This is a genomic window from Micromonospora sp. NPDC003816 (assembly GCF_042874705.1).
Taxonomy (GTDB): Bacteria; Actinomycetota; Actinomycetes; order Mycobacteriales; family Micromonosporaceae; genus Micromonospora.
Window position 1 is genome coordinate 310,076 of the sequence record NZ_JBIANP010000005.1, and the last position, 17,687, is coordinate 327,762.

Here is a 17,687-nt window from a genome sequence, read left to right on the forward strand (position 1 = left end):
GCCGTCCGGGTCGGTGACGCCGCCGGGGCCGTCGGCGTCGGCGTCCGGGTCCGCGGAGCCCCGACGCAGCAGGCCGAGCAGGTGCACGGTGACCCCGAAGGTGATCACGATCGCGGTCAGCACGAACGCCTGCGGCAGCGGGTCCGCCGTGTCCGGGCCCACCTCACGGACCGGCGCCGTGCGGCGGCCGAGCCCGCCGGCGGCCAGCAGCACCACGTTGACCGCGTGGCCGAGCAGGACGAAACCCAGTACCACGCGCAGGTGTCCGGGCCGGACCAGCAGGAACACCCCGGCGGCGACCAGCGTGCCGACGAGCACGGCGGCGCTCATCGGGCGGCGCCGACGGGTGGGGCGGCGGCGGGCGGGGCACCCGACGGCAGCCCGAGCCGCCGGACGGCGGCCACCACCAACGCCAGGACCATCAGGTAGACGCCGAGGTCGAACACCAGCGCGGTGGAGAGCGTCGGCAGCGGGTCGGGCGTGCTCAGGCCGAGCGGGGTGAGCAGGGGTTCGCCGACGGCCAGCGGGGCCGCCCCGGCGCCGACGGCGATCAGCAACCCGGCGGCCACCAGCGGCACCGCCGGCACCCGGCCCAGCAGGGGCGCCCCGCCGGGATGGGCCAGTTGCCCGAGCCCGACCGCCGTACCGGCCAGCAACGCCCCGATGAATCCGCCGCCGGTGGCCTCGTGCCCGCGTAGGAACAGCAGCGCCGAGACGACCAGCATCACCGGTGCCAGCATCCGGTAGGCGAACGCGAGCACCACGTCGTCGTCGGCCGGGTCGCCGACGTCGGGCCGGGCCGGGCGGTCAGCACCGAGCCGGACCAGCCCGAGGGCCACCACCGCGAGCACCACCGCCTCGCCCAGGGTGTCCAGGGCGCGGAAGTCGACCAGGATGGTGTTGACCACGTTCGCGCCGCCGGTCAACCCCTCCGCCCGGTCGAGGTACCACCGTCCCGGACCGGACGGTTCGCCCCGGCCGGTCAGCACGGCGGTGCCGGCCGCCGCGGCGACACCGGTCACCACCGCGAGCGCGGCGGCGGCGGTCACCGACCAGCGCCGCCCGACCGGGGCCAGCCGGTCCGGCTGCTGGCGCAGGGCCAGCATCACGACGACCGCGGTCAGCACCTCGACCAACATCAGGGTCAGTGCCACGTCCGGCGCGCCGACCGTCAGGAACCAGGCCGACAGCAGCAGACCCACCACCCCGGTCAGCCCGATCGCGGCCAGCGCGGACCGCGCCGCCAGCAGACCGGCGAGCGTCGTGACGAGCAGGCCGACCAGCAGCCAGTCGCCGGGGCGGGCCGGGTCGACGTGCGGCAGGGGCGCGACGTCGGCCAGCAACGCGGCGCCCGCCGCCAGCACCACCACCGCCAGCAGCGGGCGGACCAGGAAAGGCGCCGGGCCGGTGGCGTGCGCCGGGCGGGCCACCAGCGCGCCGACCCGGAGCAACCGTCGCCGGCCGCGTTCGACCAGCTCGGCGAAGGGCGGTGTGGTGGGTACGGCCCGCAGCAGCCGGTCCACCCGGACCCGGCCGAGGAACATCAGCGTGCCCAGCAGCACGGTGGCGGCGCTGAGGCCCAGTGCGGGCGTGAAGCCGTGCCAGAACGCCAGGTACGGCGGTGTGCCCTCCGGCCGGGCCGCGTCGGCGGCGCGTTCCACCAGTGGACTCAGCACCGACACCGCCGGACCGAGCACGGTCGCCGTCACCGCGGCGACCGCCGCCGGGGCGAGGAACGCCCAGGAGGGTTCGCGCAGTCGCCGCTGCCGGGTCGGCCCCTCGACCATCCCGTGCACCAGGCGGGCCGCGTACGCGAAGGTGAGCACGGAGGCGAGGACACCGAGCCCGGCGGCGACCCAGCCCAGCCGGCCGACGCCGTGCGCATCGCCGAATGCCTCGAAGATCGCCTCCTTGCCGACGAACCCGATGGTGGGCGGTAACCCCGCCATCGACATCGCGGCCAGCACGGTGAGCCAGACCGTCACCGGCATCACCCGGTGCAGGCCGGACAGCTCCCGGACGTCCCGGCTGCCCGCCTGGTGGTCGATGATGCCGACCAGCATGAACAGCGTCGCCTTGAACAACGCGTGCGCGACGGTGTACAGGATCGCCGCCGCGTCGGCCGCCGGGGTGCCCACGCCGATCACGCCGACCAGCAGCCCGAGCTGGCTGACGGTCGAGTAGGCCAGCAGCGCCTTGAGGTCGTACTGCCGCAGCGCCAGCAGCGCGCCGACGATCGCGGTGAGCAGCCCGACCGACATCAGTGTGACGTCCCACACCACCGTGCCGCCGAACACGGCGGAGAAGCGCATCAGCAGGTAGATGCCGGCCTTGACCATCGTCGCCGCGTGCAGGTACGCGCTCACCGGGGTGATCGCCACCATCGCGCCGGGCAGCCAGAAGTGGAACGGCAACTGGGCCGACTTGGTGATCGCGGCGAGCACGATCAGGGCCCCGGCCGCCCAGGCGGTGCCGCCGCGCAGCCGCTCCGGCTCGGCGACGATCGTCTCCAGGCTGGTGGTGCCGGTCTGCACCGCCAGCAGCACGATCGCGGTCAGCAGGGCGAGCCCGCCGGCCACGGTGACCAGCAGCGCCTGCACGGCCGGGCCGGTGGCCGCCGGACGTCCGCCCTGTCCGATCAGGACGAACGAGAGGATGGAGGTCAGCTCCCAGAAGACGAAGAGGACCAGCAGGTCGTCGGCGAGCACCAGGCCCAGCATCGCGGCGGCGAAGAGGGTCATGGTGACGTACACCCGCTCCTGCCCGTCGTCGTCGACGCTGAGGTAGCGGGGGCAGTAGGCCATGATCAGCGCGCCGACGCCGAGCGCCAGCAGCGCGAAGACCAGACCGAGCGCGTCCATCCGCAACGCGGCGTCGACTCCGAGGCCGGGCAGCCACCGCCAGCCGAGGGTGACGTACCGGTCGTCCAGGATCGTCGGCAGCCGGGTGAGCAGCAGACCGGCCGCGACCAGGTAGCCGACGGCCAGTGGGTAGCCGGCGTTCCGCCCGAGGCGCCGGGTCAGCAGCGGTACGCAGGCCGCCAGCCCGAGCTGCCAGGCGAGCGCCACGGCGAGGATCACGACGCCGCCCGCCCGGCCGGGAGCACCTCGGATGCCGGTGCCGTCGCCATGTCAACGCCCGGTGGCACGGTCGCCGGACGCCCCCGGGCCGGGGCGGCCCCACGGGGTCTGCGTCCGGTCGCGCATGTCCCTCCTCGGTCAGGTGTCGGGGCGTCCGGCGCCGCTTACCCGGCAGAACCGACGACATGCGCTGCGTGAACCACAAATCAGTCAGTAAGCACCCAAACACCTGCGCCAGTCGGCGTTGGCGAGAAACATGGTTAGCCTGAGAGGCCAGTGAGATTGTTGCGGCAGACGAGGCTCGCACGTCGCGAACCCAACGGCGGGTCCAGGTGCTCCGTACAGAGCTGCCGTGACGGCGACGAGGAGGAGGCCCGTGACTCAACAGACCTGGGACGAAGTTGGCGGATTGCTGCCGCACGACGAGTTCCGCGCAGCGAGCGACGCCATCGTGGCCAACATCGAACAGGTCATCGAGGGCAAGACCGCCACCGTGCGGCTTGCTCTGGCCGTCCTGCTCGCCGAAGGGCATCTGCTCATCGAGGATGTGCCCGGCGTCGGCAAGACCAAGCTGGCCAAGGCCCTCGCGCGCTCCATCGACTGCTCCGTCCGCCGCATCCAGTTCACCCCCGACCTGCTGCCCAGCGACGTCACCGGCGTCAGCGTCTACAACCAGGAGACGCACGACTTCGAGTTCCGGCCGGGTGCCGTCTTCGCCAACCTGGTCGTCGGCGACGAGATCAACCGGGCCTCGCCGAAGACCCAGTCCGCGCTGCTGGAGTGCATGGAGGAACGGCAGGTCACCGTCGACGGGGTGACGTACCAGTTGCAGACCCCGTTCATGGTGATCGCCACCCAGAACCCGATCGAGATGGAGGGCACGTACCCCCTGCCGGAGGCGCAGCGGGACCGCTTCACCGCCCGGATCGCGATGGGCTACCCCGACCCCAGTGCCGAGCTGGCGATGCTCGACGCCCACGGCGCGGTGGACCCGCTGCCGGCACTGCGCCCGGTCTCCGACGCCGACACCGTGCGCCGGCTGATCGGTCACGTCCGGCAGGTGCACGTCGCCGACGCGGTCAAGCAGTACGCGATCGACCTGGTCACCGCCACCCGCGAGGCACCCGAACTGCGGCTCGGCGCGTCCCCGCGATGCACCCTGCAACTGCTGCGCACCGCCCGCGCGGTGGCCGCCCTCGACGGGCGCGACTACGTCCTCCCCGACGATCTCCAGGTACTCGCCGTACCGGTCCTGGCGCACCGGCTCATCCCCACCGCCGACGCCCAGCTCGCCCGGCGTACCACCGACGCGATCGTGGCGGACCTGGTGCACCGGCTGCCGCTGCCGCACGACCGCCAGCGTTCGCCGTACGACAGCCGCCCGCCGGCCGGCAACGGTCGCGCCCCGTTCGAACCCCGGAGGCCGTGACGTGCGTGACGGCTTACGCGGCCTGACCACCCGCGGTCGCTCCTTCCTGGCGGCCGCGCTGGCGGCCGCCGTCTCCGCCGGCATCCTCGGCGAGAAGGACCTGCTGCGAGTGGCCGTGCTGCTGGCCGTCCTCCCGCTGCTCGCCGCGCTCTACGTCGGCCGCAGCCGTTACAAGCTCGCCTGTCACCGCTCGCTGGACCCGCACCGGGTGCCGGTCGGCGCCACCGCCCGGATGGTGCTGCGGTTGCAGAACCTGTCCCGGTTGCCCACCGGAACCCTGCTGCTGGAGGACCGACTGCCGTACGCGCTCGGCAGCCGGCCCCGGGTGGTGCTGGAACGGCTCGGCGCGCACCAGGCCAGCTCGGTGGCGTACACCGTGCGGGCGGACGTGCGCGGCCGGTACGAGGTGGGGCCGCTGGTGGTCCGGATGACCGACCCGTTCGGTCTGTGCGAACTGAGCCGGGCCTTCCCGGGCACCGACTCGCTGACCGTGGTGCCGCAGGTGGTGCCGCTGCCGGCGGTGCGGCTGCCCGGTGAGTACGCCGGCAGCGGCGAGAGCCGGGCCCGCTCGGTGGCGGTGCACGGCGAGGACGACGCGGCGACCCGCGAGTACCGGCGCGGCGACGACCTGCGCCGGGTGCACTGGAAGTCGACCGCGCGCACCGGGGAGCTGATGGTGCGCCGGGAGGAACAGCCCTGGGAGAGCCGCGCGACGGTCCTGCTGGACACCCGGGCGTACGGCCACCAGGGCGACGGCCCGACGGCCAGTTTCGAGTGGGCCGTCTCGGCCGCCGCCAGCATCGCCGTGCACCTGCGTCAGGCCGGTTACAAGCTGCGGCTGGTCACCGGCTCCGGCGCGGACGTGAACGCGACCGAGGGCGCCGGTGACGGTCTGCTCCTCGACCAGCTCGCGGAGGTGCGGCTGGACGAACGCGTCGAGATCACCGCCCTGGTGCAACACGTCCGGCAGCGCTCCGACGGCGGTCTGATCATCGGCGTCTTCGGGTCGCTGAGCACCGCCGAGGCGGAGGTGCTGTCCGGGCTGCGGGCCAACGGCGCCACCTGCGTCTGCTTCCTGCTGGACAGCTCTGCCTGGCTGAACCTGCCGGCGCAGGCCCGGACCGAGGCCGACCAGGCACACGACACCGCCGCGCTGGCCCTGATGCAGTCCGGCTGGCGGGTGATCGGCGTCGACCACGGCGGCCGGTTGCCGGCGCTCTGGCCGCAGGCCGGCCGGGGCTCGCAGGGTTTCGCCCTGCGGGCCGCGATGGCCGAGACGGTGGCCGGCGGCGTGCGATGAACGGAAGGTCCCTCTCATGATCGCCCATCGGAACCTGGGTCTGGTGGCCGCCGCCGCGACCCTGCTCGCCGCCGCGCCCCTGTCGGCCATCTTCGAACAGTGGACCTGGCTGGTGCAGTCGGTCATCGCGGTGGCCGCGGTGGCCGCCGCGGCGGCCCTGTCCCGGCTCGGCCGGACCCCGCTGTGGGCCCAGATCCTGGCCATGGTCGCCGGCCTCACCCTGGCCCTGACCTGGCTCTTCCCCAGCGGCGAGGAACTGCTCGCGGTGCTGCCCACGCCGGCCACCTTCGGGCACTTCGCCGAGTTGCTCAGCACCTCGGTCGACGACATGCGCTCGCACGGCGTGAAGGTGCCGGACACCGACCCGCTGCTGTTCATCACCGTGCTCGGCGTCGGCGGCGTCGCGGTCCTGGTCGACGTGCTCTGCGTCGGGCTGCGCCGGCCCGCCCTGGCCGGCCTGCCGATGCTGGCCATCTACTCGGTGCCGGTGGCGGTCTACGTGGACAGCGTGCCGCCGCTGCCGTTCGCCGTCGGGGCCGCCGGCTTCCTCTGGCTGCTGGTCACCGACAACGTCGACCGGGTCCGGCGGTTCGGCCGGCGGTTCACCGGGGACGGCCGCGACGTCGACGTCTGGGAGGCGTCCCCGCTGGCCGCCGCCGGACGGCGGCTGGCCGTGGTGGGCCTGGCGCTGGCCGTCCTGGTGCCGCTGGCCGTACCGGGCATGACCTCCGGCCTGATGAACAACCTGAACTCCGGCGTCGGCAGCGGTCTGGGCGGGCAGGGCTTCGGCGGCGCGCCCGGCCGCGTCGACCTGTTCGCCGCGCTCAGCGGCACGCTGAACCAGTCCGAGACCACCGACCTGGTCACCGTGACCACCACCGAGGAGGAGCCGTTCTATCTGCGCTTCGGCGTCGCCGACGAGCTGCGCGGCGACGGCTTCCGGGTACGCGGACCGAACGGCAGCCGGGTCACCGGTGAGCTGCCCGACCCGTCGGAGCAGCAGGTACGGGGGGTCGAGCGGACCCGGCACCGGGCCACCGTCGAGGTGACCCGGGCCCTGGCCATGCCGCTGATGCCGGTGTACGCCGAGCCGGTCGACTTCACCGACCTGAACCGGAACTGGTTCTACGACCAGGACCTGCAGGTGGTCTTCTCGAACCGGGAGAACTCCCGGGAGAAGTCGTACTCGTTCGACTACGTCCGTTCGACGTACACGCCGCAGGCCCTGCGCGCGGCCCGGGCGCTGTCCGCCGACGACCCCCGCCGGGTCCAGCAGACCGTCACCCCCGACGTGCCCGAGGTGCGGACCCTGGTCGCCGACCTGATCCGGGGCAAGCGCACCGAGTACGACAAGGTGCGCGCGATCTACGACTACTTCTCCGAGGAGAACGGCTTCACCTACCAGCTCAGCACCGAACAGGGCACCAGCGGGCAGGAGATCCTCGACTTCCTGGAGAACAAGGCCGGCTACTGCCAGCAGTACGCGGCGGCGCTGGCCTGGATGGTCCGCGACGCCGGCATCCCCGCCCGGGTGGCCTTCGGGTTCACCAACGGCAGCCGGCGTACCGCCGACACCCTCACCCTGACCAACCGGAACCTGCACGCCTGGACCGAGGTGTACTTCGACCAGATCGGGTGGGTGCCCTTCGACGCCACCCCGACCTACGGCGTGCCGGGCTCGGCCCGTTCCGCGTGGGCGCCGGACGTCGACGCCCCGGAGGACAACACCCCGCAGACCGACGCCACGGAGGCGCCCGACGCGGATGACCCGTCAGCCGGACCGGACGCCGGACCGGACCAGTTCCAGGAGGGCGACGACCCGGCCGTCGGTGCCGCCCCGGGCGCGCCCACCCAGCAGGCGCCGCGCTGGCCGTGGCTGCTCGCCGTGGGCGTACTCGCCCTGCTGGCGCTGCTCGCCGTGCCGGCGCTGCGCCGGCTCGCGCTACGCCACCGCCGAGGTCGGCCGGCACCGGTGATCCGGACGGTCGACGCGACGAAGGCGACCGCCACCGGAGAGCACCGACCGGCGGTGTCGGTCGGCGCCGACCCGGACCGGGCACGGGCGGACGCGCACGCCGCCTGGGACGAACTGCTCGACACGCTTGTCGACTACCGGATCCGGGTGGACCGGACGGAGACCCCCCGGGCGACCGCCGACCGGCTGGTCCGGGAGGCCCTCGCACCGGACACCGGGGCGGGGACGGCGGCCCGTCTGCTCGGTCGCGCCGAGGAGCGGGCCCGGTACGCGCGCGACCCGCTGACCGGGGAGCCGCTGCCCACGGCCCTGCGCACGGTACGCGGTGCGCTGGCCGAGCGGGCCGACCGGCGAACCCGACTGATGGCGACCGTGTTGCCGCCGTCGGTGCTGCAACGCTGGCGCACCACCGTCGCGGACACCTCGTCGCGGCTGGTGAACTCCGGCGGTCAGGTACGCCACCGGCTGCTGCGGTTCAGTCCGCGCCGGCTGATCGCGAACCGCGCGAGTCGCTGACCGCCCACCCGGTCCGGGCACGACAGGGCACGGTCCGGGCACGACGACACGGGCCGGGTGCCGGTGGACATCCACCGGTACCCGGCCCGTCGTGGTCTGCTGTCGCTCGCCGCCTGCTGGGGGTCGTGCTCGTCACTCGGCCGCTCGCTGGGCAGCACGGAGCGCGCCACGTCACCGCATTCGCCCTGGGCGCCCGAAGGGCACCCGGAGCACACATCCGTCGTCGCACGCCGCTACGTCCCGGACCGGTCAGGTCCGGGACGAATGCCCCGCCGTCAGGAACAGCGGGTCAGCGGTGCCCCTCCGGGCGCTGACGCCACCGGTCCTCCATCCGGTCGAGGAAACCCCCCGACCGGCGACCGGACCGTCCCCGGGACCGGCGACGACTCGCCGTGCCTCCGACGACGTGCAGGTCCGGTGACTGCGCCCGGCGGTGCGACTGCACCGCGAACGCCGCCGAGGCCAACATGACAACGAATCCCGCCACTGCCAACGGCGGAGTTTTGATCACCGCGCCATAGACCAACAACGCCAGGCCAGCGACGATCACGCCGGCAGCGACGAGCAGGCGACGCCGCGCGTGGAAACGCGGGTCGCTGGCGCGCACGGCCGAGGCGAACTTGGGGTCCTCGGCAAGCGACCGCTCGATCTGCTCGAACAGCCGCTGCTCGTGCTCCGAGAGCGGCACGGCACTCCTCCCCGGTCACGTTGGTCGGTCCGGTCGGACCGACAGACCGTGGCAGCCAACCGGCTGCTTACCCGCAAGTCTACGAGGGCCCTCGCGCGTCGGAAAGCGGGACGACCTACGGCCGCGTCGGATTTTCATTTCGTCGGGGATCACGCCCCCCGAGAAGACTGGCCGGTCCTATGACGGACCGCCCGAATCGGGCAGCCGCAGCGTCCGCCGCGACCTCCGCCTCGCGCCATCCCCGCTCGGGCGCACCGAGCGCGAGCTGCCGGGGCGTCTCGTCCGCGGGGGTCAGACCCTCCGCGCGTACGCCGACGAGGCGGATCCGCTCACCAGGCGCCAGAGCGGTGTAGAGGGACCAGGCCGTGTCGAACATCTCCCGCGCCACGTCGGTGGGCACGTCCAGGGTGCGCGACCGGCTCACCGTGCGGAAATCGGCCATCCGCACCTTGAGCGACACGGTGCGCCCCACCAGCCCACCGGCACGCAACCGGCCACCGACCTTCTCGGCGAGCGCCAACAGGGTGCGCCGGATCTCGGTCGGATCATTGACATCGACGTCGAAGGTGACCTCCGCGCCGACCGACTTCTCCGCGTGCTCGGGGCTGACCCGACGCGGATCGCGTCCCCACGCCAACTCGTGCAGGTGCCCGGCCGCCGCCGCGCCGACGGCGGTCCGCACCATCCCCAGCGGGGCCTGGGCGAGGTCGCCCACCGTGCGCAGCCCGAGCCGCAGGAGGTTCTGCTCGGCCCGCTCCCCCACTCCCCAGAGGGCGGCGACCGGCAGCGGATGGAGGAAGTCGAGGACCTGGGCGGCCGGGACCACGAGCAGGCCGTCCGGCTTGGCCCGGGTCGACCCGAGCTTGGCCACGTACTTGCTCGACGCCACCCCCACCGAACAGGTCAGCTCCTGCTCGGCGGCGACCCGCTCGCGGATCCGGCGGGCGATCGCGGCCGGCGGCCCGAACAGTCGCCGGGCACCCGCGACGTCCAGGAACGCCTCGTCCAGGGAGAGCGGCTCGACCAGCGGCGTGATGTCCCGGAAGATCTGCATGACCGCCCGCGAGGCGGCCGAGTAGCGGCTGAAGTCCGGTGGCAGGAACACCGCGTGCGGGCAGAGCGCCCGGGCCCGCATCGTCGGCATCGCGCTGCGGACGCCGTACCGCCGGGCCTCGTAGCTGGCCGAACTGACCACCCCGCGTGCGCCGACCCCGCCGACCACGACGGCCCGGCCGCGCAACTCCGGTCGGTGCCGCACCTCCACCGAGGCGAAGAAGGCGTCCATGTCGACGTGCAGGATCGAACAGCCGGCGTCGTCGGCGTCCGGCCCGAACCGGGGATCGCCACCCCGGGGCAACGACTGGCTGCGTCCCACCCCGGCAGGTTAACCCCGGGGTGGGACAGGACGTCCGGTCAGCCCCGCAGCACCAGCAGCGGAATCGTCATCTCGGCCGCGGTGTCCGCGCCGTGGAAGGCCACCAGCCGGGAGACCATCGGGCTCTCCGACCGGCTGGCCAGCACGGCGTACGTGTCGTTGCAGACCACCACCACGTCGCCGACCCGCTCCAGGTGCACCTCGGGCACCGGCCCGAACCAGCCGGCGGCCACCGCCTCGTCGCGCACCAGCACCCGGGCGGCGTCACCGAGCACAGCCGACCAGGCCGCCACCACGTCGGCGGTGGCACCGGGCGCGGTGTGCAGATACCGCACCCGGGGCTCGCCCGCGACGACCCGCACCCCGTCGGTCAGCCGAGGGTCGGTGTCCAGGTCGAACCGGTGCGCGGCGGGCACGTCGAGCTGGCCGTGGTCGGCGGTGACCAGCAGCGCCCCGTCCGGCGGCAACCCGTCGACCAACCGGGCCAGCATCCCGTCCACCTCGGCCACCGAGGCCCGCCAGGGTGCCGAGTCGACGCCGCTGAGGTGCCCGTCGCGGTCCACGTCCGGGTGGTACCCGGAGACCAGGGTGGGGCCTCGGCCGGCGGTCAGCGCGGCCAGCATCGTGGTGGCCACCGCGTCGACCCCGGCCGCGCCCCGGTAGTCGCCGCCCCGGTTCGCGGCCACCGTCAGGCCACTGCCGCCGAACTCCGGCCGGCTGACCACGGTCACCGCCACCCCGGCGGCCCGGGCCCGCTCCAACTGGGTGGCGACCGGCTGCCAGCGCAGCGGCGACGGGTCGCCGGACCACTCGATGTGGTTGAGCACCCGCTCGGTGCCGGGCACCCGCAGCGTGAACCCGAGCACCCCGTGCGCGCCGGGTGCCGCCCCGGTGCCCAGGGTGACCAGGCTTACCGGGGTGGTGGAGGGGAAGCCGCAGGTGAGCGGCCGACCCGCCGCCGCGGTCAACCCGGCCAGGGTCGGCGCGTACGGCGCGGCGGTCGGGATCTGGTACCACCCGAGCCCGTCGACCAGCAGCACCGCGATCCGGCGTACGCCGGAGAGGTCGGCACCGAGGTCGAGCAGGTCGGCGGCACCGGGCACACCGAGCACCGCGAGCGCGCTGGGCAGCACGTCGGCGATGCTCCCCCCGCCGTACTCCGGCGTGACAGGTGCAAGGAAGGGCACCTTGTTAACGCCTGGTGCATAGGAAGGGCCCCCTCCTAACACCGGGGGGCGCACGGCCGCCCCCTCCGGGCCGGTCATGCCGGACGGCGGGCGAACAGGTGCAGTTGCGCCGCCAGATCCCGCCAGGGCGGCCGGGCGGCCAGCGCCCGTTCCAGCTCCAACAGGGCGCCCGGCTGGCCGTCCGCCACGGCTGCGGGCAGCAGGTCGGCGAGCACGCGTACGCCGTGGATCTCCTCGACGGCGAGCCCGGCGGCGGCCAGCAGCGCGGTGGCGCCGTCGGCGTCGAAACGCCGCCGCAGCGTGTCCCGGGAACCGGCGGTGCCGTCGGGGTCGGCGGCGAGCGTCGTCGCCACGTCCAGGTGGCCGTTCATCGCCCGGCCGAGCACCGCCGCCGCCCGCCCGGCGACCAGCACGCTGGCCGCACCGCCCGGCCGCAGCGCCCCGGCCAGCGCGGCCACCACCGGCGCCGGATCGTCGACGACCTCCAGGACGGCGTGGCAGAGCACCAGGTCCACGCTGGCCGGCTCGACCAGTCCGGCGAGCGCGTCACCGTCGCCCTGCACGGCGCGTACCCGCTGTGCCACCCCGGCCTCGGCGGCCCGGCGGCTGAGCGCGGCCAGCGCGTCGGGGCTGGCGTCGACCACGGTGACCCGGTGCCCGGCCCGGGCCAGCGGCACGGCGAAGCCACCGGTGCCACCGCCGACGTCGAGCACGGTCAGCTCGGCGGCGGGTCGGCGGTCCAACTCGGCGCGGAGCACCGACCAGACCACGGCGGTACGGGGGGTGAGCGGCGGCCCGGCCGGGTTCGGGGTCTGTTCCACCCGGTCGAGCCTAGGGCCTGCCCGGCCGGTCATGTGCGGCGAGGCACGCCGTCGGGGCGGCGCGGGCCGACGACGGGACACGCGGCCGGCGACGCGCGGGCCCGACGGCGAGACGCACCGCCGGCGGCGGATCGGTCAGCGGAAGTCGCGGGACGCGGGGCTGACCGGTGGCTCGATCGCGTCCAGCCGGTCGGCGACCAGGTTGACCACTCCCTCGTGCCGCTGCAACAGCCCGCGCACCACCAGCGCGGCGCTGGTCCGGGCCACCCGCCGGTGCCGCTGCCACAGCCCCGGGGAGCAGGTGACGTTGAGCATGCCGGTCTCGTCCTCCAGGTTGAGAAAGGTGACCCCACCTGCGGTCGCCGGGCGCTGCCGGTGGGTGACGATGCCGCCGACCCGGATCCGTCGGCCCGGCTCCACCCGCCCCAGCCGGTCGATCGGCACCGCGCCCAGGGCCTCCAGCCGGGGACGGATGAACCGGGCCGGGTGGTGCTCCGGGGACAGGCCGGTGGCCCACACGTCGGCGACCAGCCGGTCCACCTCCTCCATGCCGGGCAGGGTGGGCGCCGTCGCGCCGGTCACCGTGCCGGGCAGGCGATCCGGCCGGTCCTGCGCCGCCGCGCCGGCCGCCCAGAGCGCCTGCCGCCGACTCAGTCCGAAACAGGCGAAGGCGTCCGCGGTGGCCAGCGCCTCCAGGTGAGCCGAGGTCAGCCCCACCCGCCGGGCCAGATCCGGCATGTCGCGGTACGGCCCGTGCGCCGTCCGCTCCGCCTCGATCCGCTCGGCCACCGGATCACCGAGCGTACGCACACTGGACAGCCCCAGCCGTACAGCCGGACCGCCCAGCCCCCAGGCGTGCGGCGGCTCACCGGGCCGGCTGCCCCAGCGGGTCTGCGGGGTCGACTCCAGCACCGGCTTCGCGCCGCTGGCGTTGACGTCCGGACGGCGTACCTCCACACCGTGCCGACGGGCGTCGTCGACCAGGGTCTGCGGCGAGTAGAAGCCCATCGGCTGGGCGCTGAGCAGCGCGGCCAGGAACGGGCCCGGGTGGTAGCGCTTGAGCCAGGAACTGGCGTAGACCAGATAGGCGAAGCTCATCGCGTGGCTCTCCGGGAAACCGTAGCTGGCGAACGCGGTGAGCTTGCGGTAGACGTCGTCGGCCAGCTCGCCGGTGATGCCGCGCTCGGCCATGCCGCGATAGAGCCGGTCGGCGATCTTCGCCATCCGCTCCACCGACCGTTTGGCCCCCATCGCCCGGCGCAACTCGTCGGCCCCGGCCGCGTCGAACCCGGCCAGGTCGATGGCGAGCTGCATCAACTGCTCCTGGAACAGCGGTACGCCGAGCGTCTTCTCCAACGCGTTGCGCATCAACGGATGCGGGAAGGTCACCGGCTCCTGCCCGCTCTTGCGCCGGATGTACGGGTGCACCGAGCCGCCCTGGATCGGGCCGGGACGGATCAGCGCCACCTCGACCACCAGGTCGTAAAACGTCCGGGGCCGCAGCCGGGGCAGCGTGGCCATCTGGGCGCGGCTCTCCACCTGGAACACCCCGACCGAGTCGGCCCGGCAGAGCATGTCGTAGACCTCCGGATCCTCCAGCGACATGTCGCCGAGGTCCAGACTCATCCCGATCATGTCGTACCCGTAGTGCAACGCGGAGAGCATGCCCAGGCCGAGCAGGTCGAACTTGACCAGGCCGACGGCGGCGCAGTCGTCCTTGTCCCACTGGAGCACGCTGCGGCCGGGCATCCGGCCCCACTCCACCGGACAGACCTCGATCACCGGCCGGTCGCAGATCACCATGCCGCCGGAGTGGATGCCGAGGTGCCGGGGGAAGCCCGCCCACCTCCCCGAGCCACCAGTCAGTTCGTTGGCGTACGCGATCACCTGCTCGGGGATCTCCGGCACGTCCACCGTGGCCACGTCGCCCCACCGGTCGATCTGCTTGCTCCACGCGTCCTGCTGCCCCGGCGAGAAACCGAACGCCTTGGCCACGTCCCGCACCGCCGACCGGGGTCGATAGGAGATCACGTTGGCCACCTGGGCGGTGTGCTCCCGCCCGTACCGGGCGTAGACGTGCTGGATGACCTCCTCCCGACGGTCGGACTCGATGTCCACGTCGATGTCGGGCGGGCCGTCGCGTTCCGGGGCCAGGAAACGCTCGAACAGCAGCCGGTGCCGCACCGCGTCCACGTTGGTGATCCGCAGGGCGTAGCAGACCGCCGAGTTCGCCGCCGAGCCCCGGCCCTGGCAGTAGATGTCCGCCCGCCGGCAGAAGTCGACGATGTCGTAGACCACCAGGAAGTAGCCGGGAAAACCCAACTCCTCGATCATGTTCAGCTCGTGGTCGAGCTGCGCGTACGCCTGCGGGTGCGCCTCGCGCGGGCCGTAGCGTTCCCGCGCCCCCTCGTCGGTGAGGTGCCGCAGCCAGCTCATCTCGGTGTGCCCCGGCGGCACCGGGTACGCCGGCAGCCGGGGCGCGACGAGCTGGAGGTCGAAGGCGAGTTCCGCGCCGAACTCGGCGGCCCGGGCCACCGCCCCCGGGTACGCGGCGAAGCGCGCCGCCATCTCGGCACCGCTGCGCAGGTGGGCGGTGCCGGCGGCGGGCAGCCAACCGTCGATCTCGTCCAGGCTGCGCCGGGCCCGCACAGCGGCGACGGTGGTGGCCAGCCGACGCCGCCCGGGGGTGGCGTAGTGCACGTTGTTCGTGGCGACCGTGGGCAGCCCGGCGGCGGCGGCCAGCTCGGCCAGCGCATCGTTGCGGTCGCCGTCGACCGGGTGCCCGTGGTCGGTCAGCTCCACCGCCACCGTCTCCGCGCCGAACAGCGCGGTGAGCCGGTCCAGCTCCCGGGCCGCCGCGTCCACCCCCTCGGTGAGCAGGGCGGACGGCACGTGTCCCTTGCGGCAACCGGTCAGCACCAACACGTGGTCCCGCAGGTCGGCGGCCACCTCCTCCAGTTCCCCGTAGACCGGGCGTCCCTTCTCCCCGCCCCGCAACTGGGCGCGGGCGATGGTCGTGGCCAGCCGCGCGTACCCCTCGTGGCCGTGCGCCAGCACCAGCAGGTGGTTGCCGTGCGGGTCGGGTACGCCCTGCTGCGGGCCGGGCAGACCGAGGGACAGCTCCGCCCCGAAGATCGTCGGCAGGTCCAGCGTGCGGGCCGCCTCGGCGAAGCGCACCACGCCGTAGAAGCCGTCGTGATCGGTGACGGCGAGCGCGGTCAGCCCCAGCCGGACGGCCTCCTCGGCCAGTTCCTCCGGGTGGCTGGCCCCGTCGAGGAAGCTGAAGTTGGTGTGCGCGTGCAGCTCGGCGTACGGCACCACACCGTCGGGGCGGGCCAGCTCGGGCGGACGGTACTGCTCCCGGCTCCGACTCCAGGCCGGCGAGTCACCCCCGTCGGCGTCGACCGCGAGGGGATCCACCACCCGCAGGTGCCGTTCACCCTCCCCGGTACGCCCGGAGAGCACCCGCTCCAGCTCCGACCAGGGCAGCCGAGGATTGTGGAAACTCACCGCCCCACCCGGCCCACCGAGATCCCGGTGCGTTCCGGCCCTCCCCGGGGACGGAACGCACCACGATTCACTTCCGCCTCAGTCATAGACCGCCTCCACGAGCCACCGGCCGGCGTCGACGGCGAGCAGCAGGGCGCTGCCGTCGGCCAGGCTGACCTGGAAACGGGCCCGCCGACACGCCTCGACCGGGTCCCACCACCGCTCGTCGACCGGCCACGGGCCCGCCCAGCCGACGATCTCGACCGGCACCCCGGCCCGGCCGGAGATCCCGGCCCACGCACCACCCCGGCCGGCGGTCCCGGCTGACCCGCCACCCCGACCGACGGCGCCGTCCGCCGTACCACCCGCACTGGCGGTCCCGGCCGGTGCGCTGATCCGGCCGACCTGGGCACCGCCCTCCACCGCGATGATCAACTGGGTCGGCGGGGCGCTCACCGCCAGTCGCGCGCTCACCACGACCGGTACGCCGGTGGCGTCCAGCACGCTCGCGGCGAGCGGGGTGGTCAGCACCACCGCCGGCGACGGCGGCGGCAGCCGCCCCGGCCAGGACGGTACGGCCGCACCGGCGCCGGGACCGGCCGGTGACCGCTCGTCGCCCCAGGGCACCAGCCGCGTCTGGTCGGCCGGTGACCGACCTCCACCGAGTACGGCGGTGACCACCGCCTCCGGGCCGAGCAGACCCTGCACCCGGCTCAGGGCCCGGTGTGCCCGCTCGCGTTCCGCACCGGTCTCGCCCCACAGCCCCGGTTGCAGACCGGCCTGGGCCAGCACCCCGTCCGGCACCAGCCGCAGCCGGACGATCCCCGCAGTGGGCCGGGGCGGTCGGTCGCCACCGCGCCGGCCACCGCCGGAGAGCCAGCCGTCCAGTTGCCAGCGGACCCGGTCGGCGATCGCCGCCGCGCTGAGCAGGCCGTCGTGCCGCCAGACCCGGTGCAACTCCTGACCGTGCGCGGTCACCGCCTCGATGCCGAGCCGGGTGCAGGCCAGCCCGTGCCCGGCGAGCCGCTCGTGCAGCCGTTCGGCCAGCGTCCGGGCCGCGAACGCCGCCACGTCGACGCGCTCGATCGGCTCGTCCAGGTCGGCGGCGACCGTCAGGTCCACGGGCGGGCGCCGGACCGCCAACGGCCGGTCGTCGCCACCGCTGGCCCACCGGTGGGCCAGCGCACCGTCGAACCCGAACCGGGCGAGCACGTCACCGGCGGCCAGCGCGGCGAAGTCCCCGAGCGTACGCACTCCGAGCCGGCGCAACAGGTCAGCCAGGGCGGGCCGCCCGAGTGCCTCGACCGGCTGGGCGGCCAGGAACTCCGGCGTCCCACCGGGCGGCACGATCCGCCCCTCCCGCGCGGACAGCCCGGCGGCGAACACCCCGTCGGCGATACCGACCTGGCTCTCCACCGCGCAACTCTGGGCGACGTGCTCGACGATCCGTTCGGCGGCCGCCTCCTCACCGCCGAAGTACCGGACCGGACCCCGGGCGGCCAGCGCGCAGGCCCCGGGGCGGACCACCTCGACCCCGACCGCCACCTCCTCGACCGCGGCCACCACCGGCTCGAACGCCCGCGCGTCCCGACCGGGATCGTGGTCGACGACGGTGAGCCCCGGGCAGCGTCCCTGCGCCTCCCGTCGGCGCAGCCCCCGGCGGATCCCCTCGGCCCGGGCCTGCTCGGAGCAGGCGACCACCCGGTTGCCGTGCAGCACCGCGACCGGCCCGGTGGCGGGCACCCCGTCGACGATCTCGGCGGCGAGCACCGGCCAGTCCGGGCACCAGAGCAGCAACGTCCGAGCAGGCGCGCTCATGTCGACGCT

General features: G+C 74.3%; 9 protein-coding genes and 2 pseudogenes. 3 read left to right on the forward strand and 8 right to left on the reverse strand.

Going from position 1 to position 17,687, the window contains the following annotated elements:
• Positions 1-24: 24 nt before the first annotated feature.
• Both ACFYTT_RS19370 and mbhE read right to left on the reverse strand, forming a co-directional pair.
• Positions 25-330: pseudogene (locus tag ACFYTT_RS19370) on the reverse strand (sodium:proton antiporter); the annotation flags it as partial.
• Complete coding sequence (gene mbhE, locus ACFYTT_RS19375) at positions 327-3,080, reverse strand: hydrogen gas-evolving membrane-bound hydrogenase subunit E (RefSeq protein ID WP_387260840.1); 2,754 nt, start codon at positions 3,078-3,080, stop codon at positions 327-329. The gene mbhE and the pseudogene ACFYTT_RS19370, both read right to left, overlap by 4 nt.
• Positions 3,081-3,456: 376 nt before the next feature.
• Between mbhE and ACFYTT_RS19380 the strand changes: the two genes are divergently transcribed.
• The 3 genes from ACFYTT_RS19380 to ACFYTT_RS19390 are packed head-to-tail and all read left to right on the forward strand — an operon-like array spanning position 3,457 to position 8,300.
• Positions 3,457-4,509 (forward strand): MoxR family ATPase, encoded by a 1,053-nt coding sequence (locus tag ACFYTT_RS19380; RefSeq protein ID WP_176094881.1) that lies wholly within the window; start codon positions 3,457-3,459, stop codon positions 4,507-4,509.
• A gap of 1 nt (position 4,510) precedes the next feature.
• Positions 4,511-5,809: a DUF58 domain-containing protein gene (locus tag ACFYTT_RS19385; RefSeq protein WP_131055598.1), complete on the forward strand. Its 1,299-nt coding sequence runs from the start codon at positions 4,511-4,513 to the stop codon at positions 5,807-5,809.
• A gap of 16 nt (positions 5,810-5,825) precedes the next feature.
• The gene (locus ACFYTT_RS19390; RefSeq protein WP_387260845.1) at positions 5,826-8,300 is read left to right on the forward strand and encodes a DUF3488 and DUF4129 domain-containing transglutaminase family protein; all 2,475 of its coding nucleotides are present in this window, start codon (positions 5,826-5,828) and stop codon (positions 8,298-8,300) included.
• 289 nt (positions 8,301-8,589) lie between these two features.
• Here ACFYTT_RS19390 and ACFYTT_RS19395 read toward each other — a convergent pair whose 3' ends face one another.
• From ACFYTT_RS19395 to ACFYTT_RS19420, 6 genes and pseudogenes are all read right to left on the reverse strand, one after another.
• The gene (locus ACFYTT_RS19395) at positions 8,590-8,988 is read right to left on the reverse strand and encodes a DUF3040 domain-containing protein (protein WP_131056765.1); all 399 of its coding nucleotides are present in this window, start codon (positions 8,986-8,988) and stop codon (positions 8,590-8,592) included.
• Between the two features lie 115 nt (positions 8,989-9,103).
• Complete coding sequence (locus ACFYTT_RS19400) at positions 9,104-10,363, reverse strand: DNA polymerase IV (protein ID WP_387260849.1); 1,260 nt, start codon at positions 10,361-10,363, stop codon at positions 9,104-9,106.
• A 38-nt stretch (positions 10,364-10,401) separates the two neighbouring features.
• A complete protein-coding gene (locus ACFYTT_RS19405; protein ID WP_387260852.1) occupies positions 10,402-11,628 on the reverse strand; it encodes an alkaline phosphatase family protein in 1,227 nt (408 codons plus the stop codon).
• The gene (locus tag ACFYTT_RS19410; RefSeq protein WP_176094886.1) at positions 11,625-12,404 is read right to left on the reverse strand and encodes a methyltransferase domain-containing protein; all 780 of its coding nucleotides are present in this window, start codon (positions 12,402-12,404) and stop codon (positions 11,625-11,627) included. Before ACFYTT_RS19410 ends, ACFYTT_RS19405 begins: the two co-directional genes overlap by 4 nt.
• Before the next feature lie 102 nt (positions 12,405-12,506).
• Positions 12,507-15,881, reverse strand: a complete 3,375-nt coding sequence (locus ACFYTT_RS19415; RefSeq protein WP_176094887.1) for an error-prone DNA polymerase — start codon at positions 15,879-15,881, stop codon at positions 12,507-12,509.
• Between the two features lie 78 nt (positions 15,882-15,959).
• Positions 15,960-17,678: pseudogene (locus ACFYTT_RS19420) on the reverse strand (DNA polymerase Y family protein).
• Positions 17,679-17,687 lie beyond the last annotated feature (9 nt).

Coding starts and splice junctions, on each gene's coding strand:
- ACFYTT_RS19390 (WP_387260845.1), top strand. CDS start 5,826: ATGATCGCCCATCGGAACCTGGGTCTGGTGGCCGCCGCCGCGACCCTG.
- ACFYTT_RS19405 (WP_387260852.1), bottom strand. CDS start 11,628: ATGACCGGCCCGGAGGGGGCGGCCGTGCGCCCCCCGGTGTTAGGAGGG.
- ACFYTT_RS19410 (WP_176094886.1), bottom strand. CDS start 12,404: ATGACCGGCCGGGCAGGCCCTAGGCTCGACCGGGTGGAACAGACCCCG.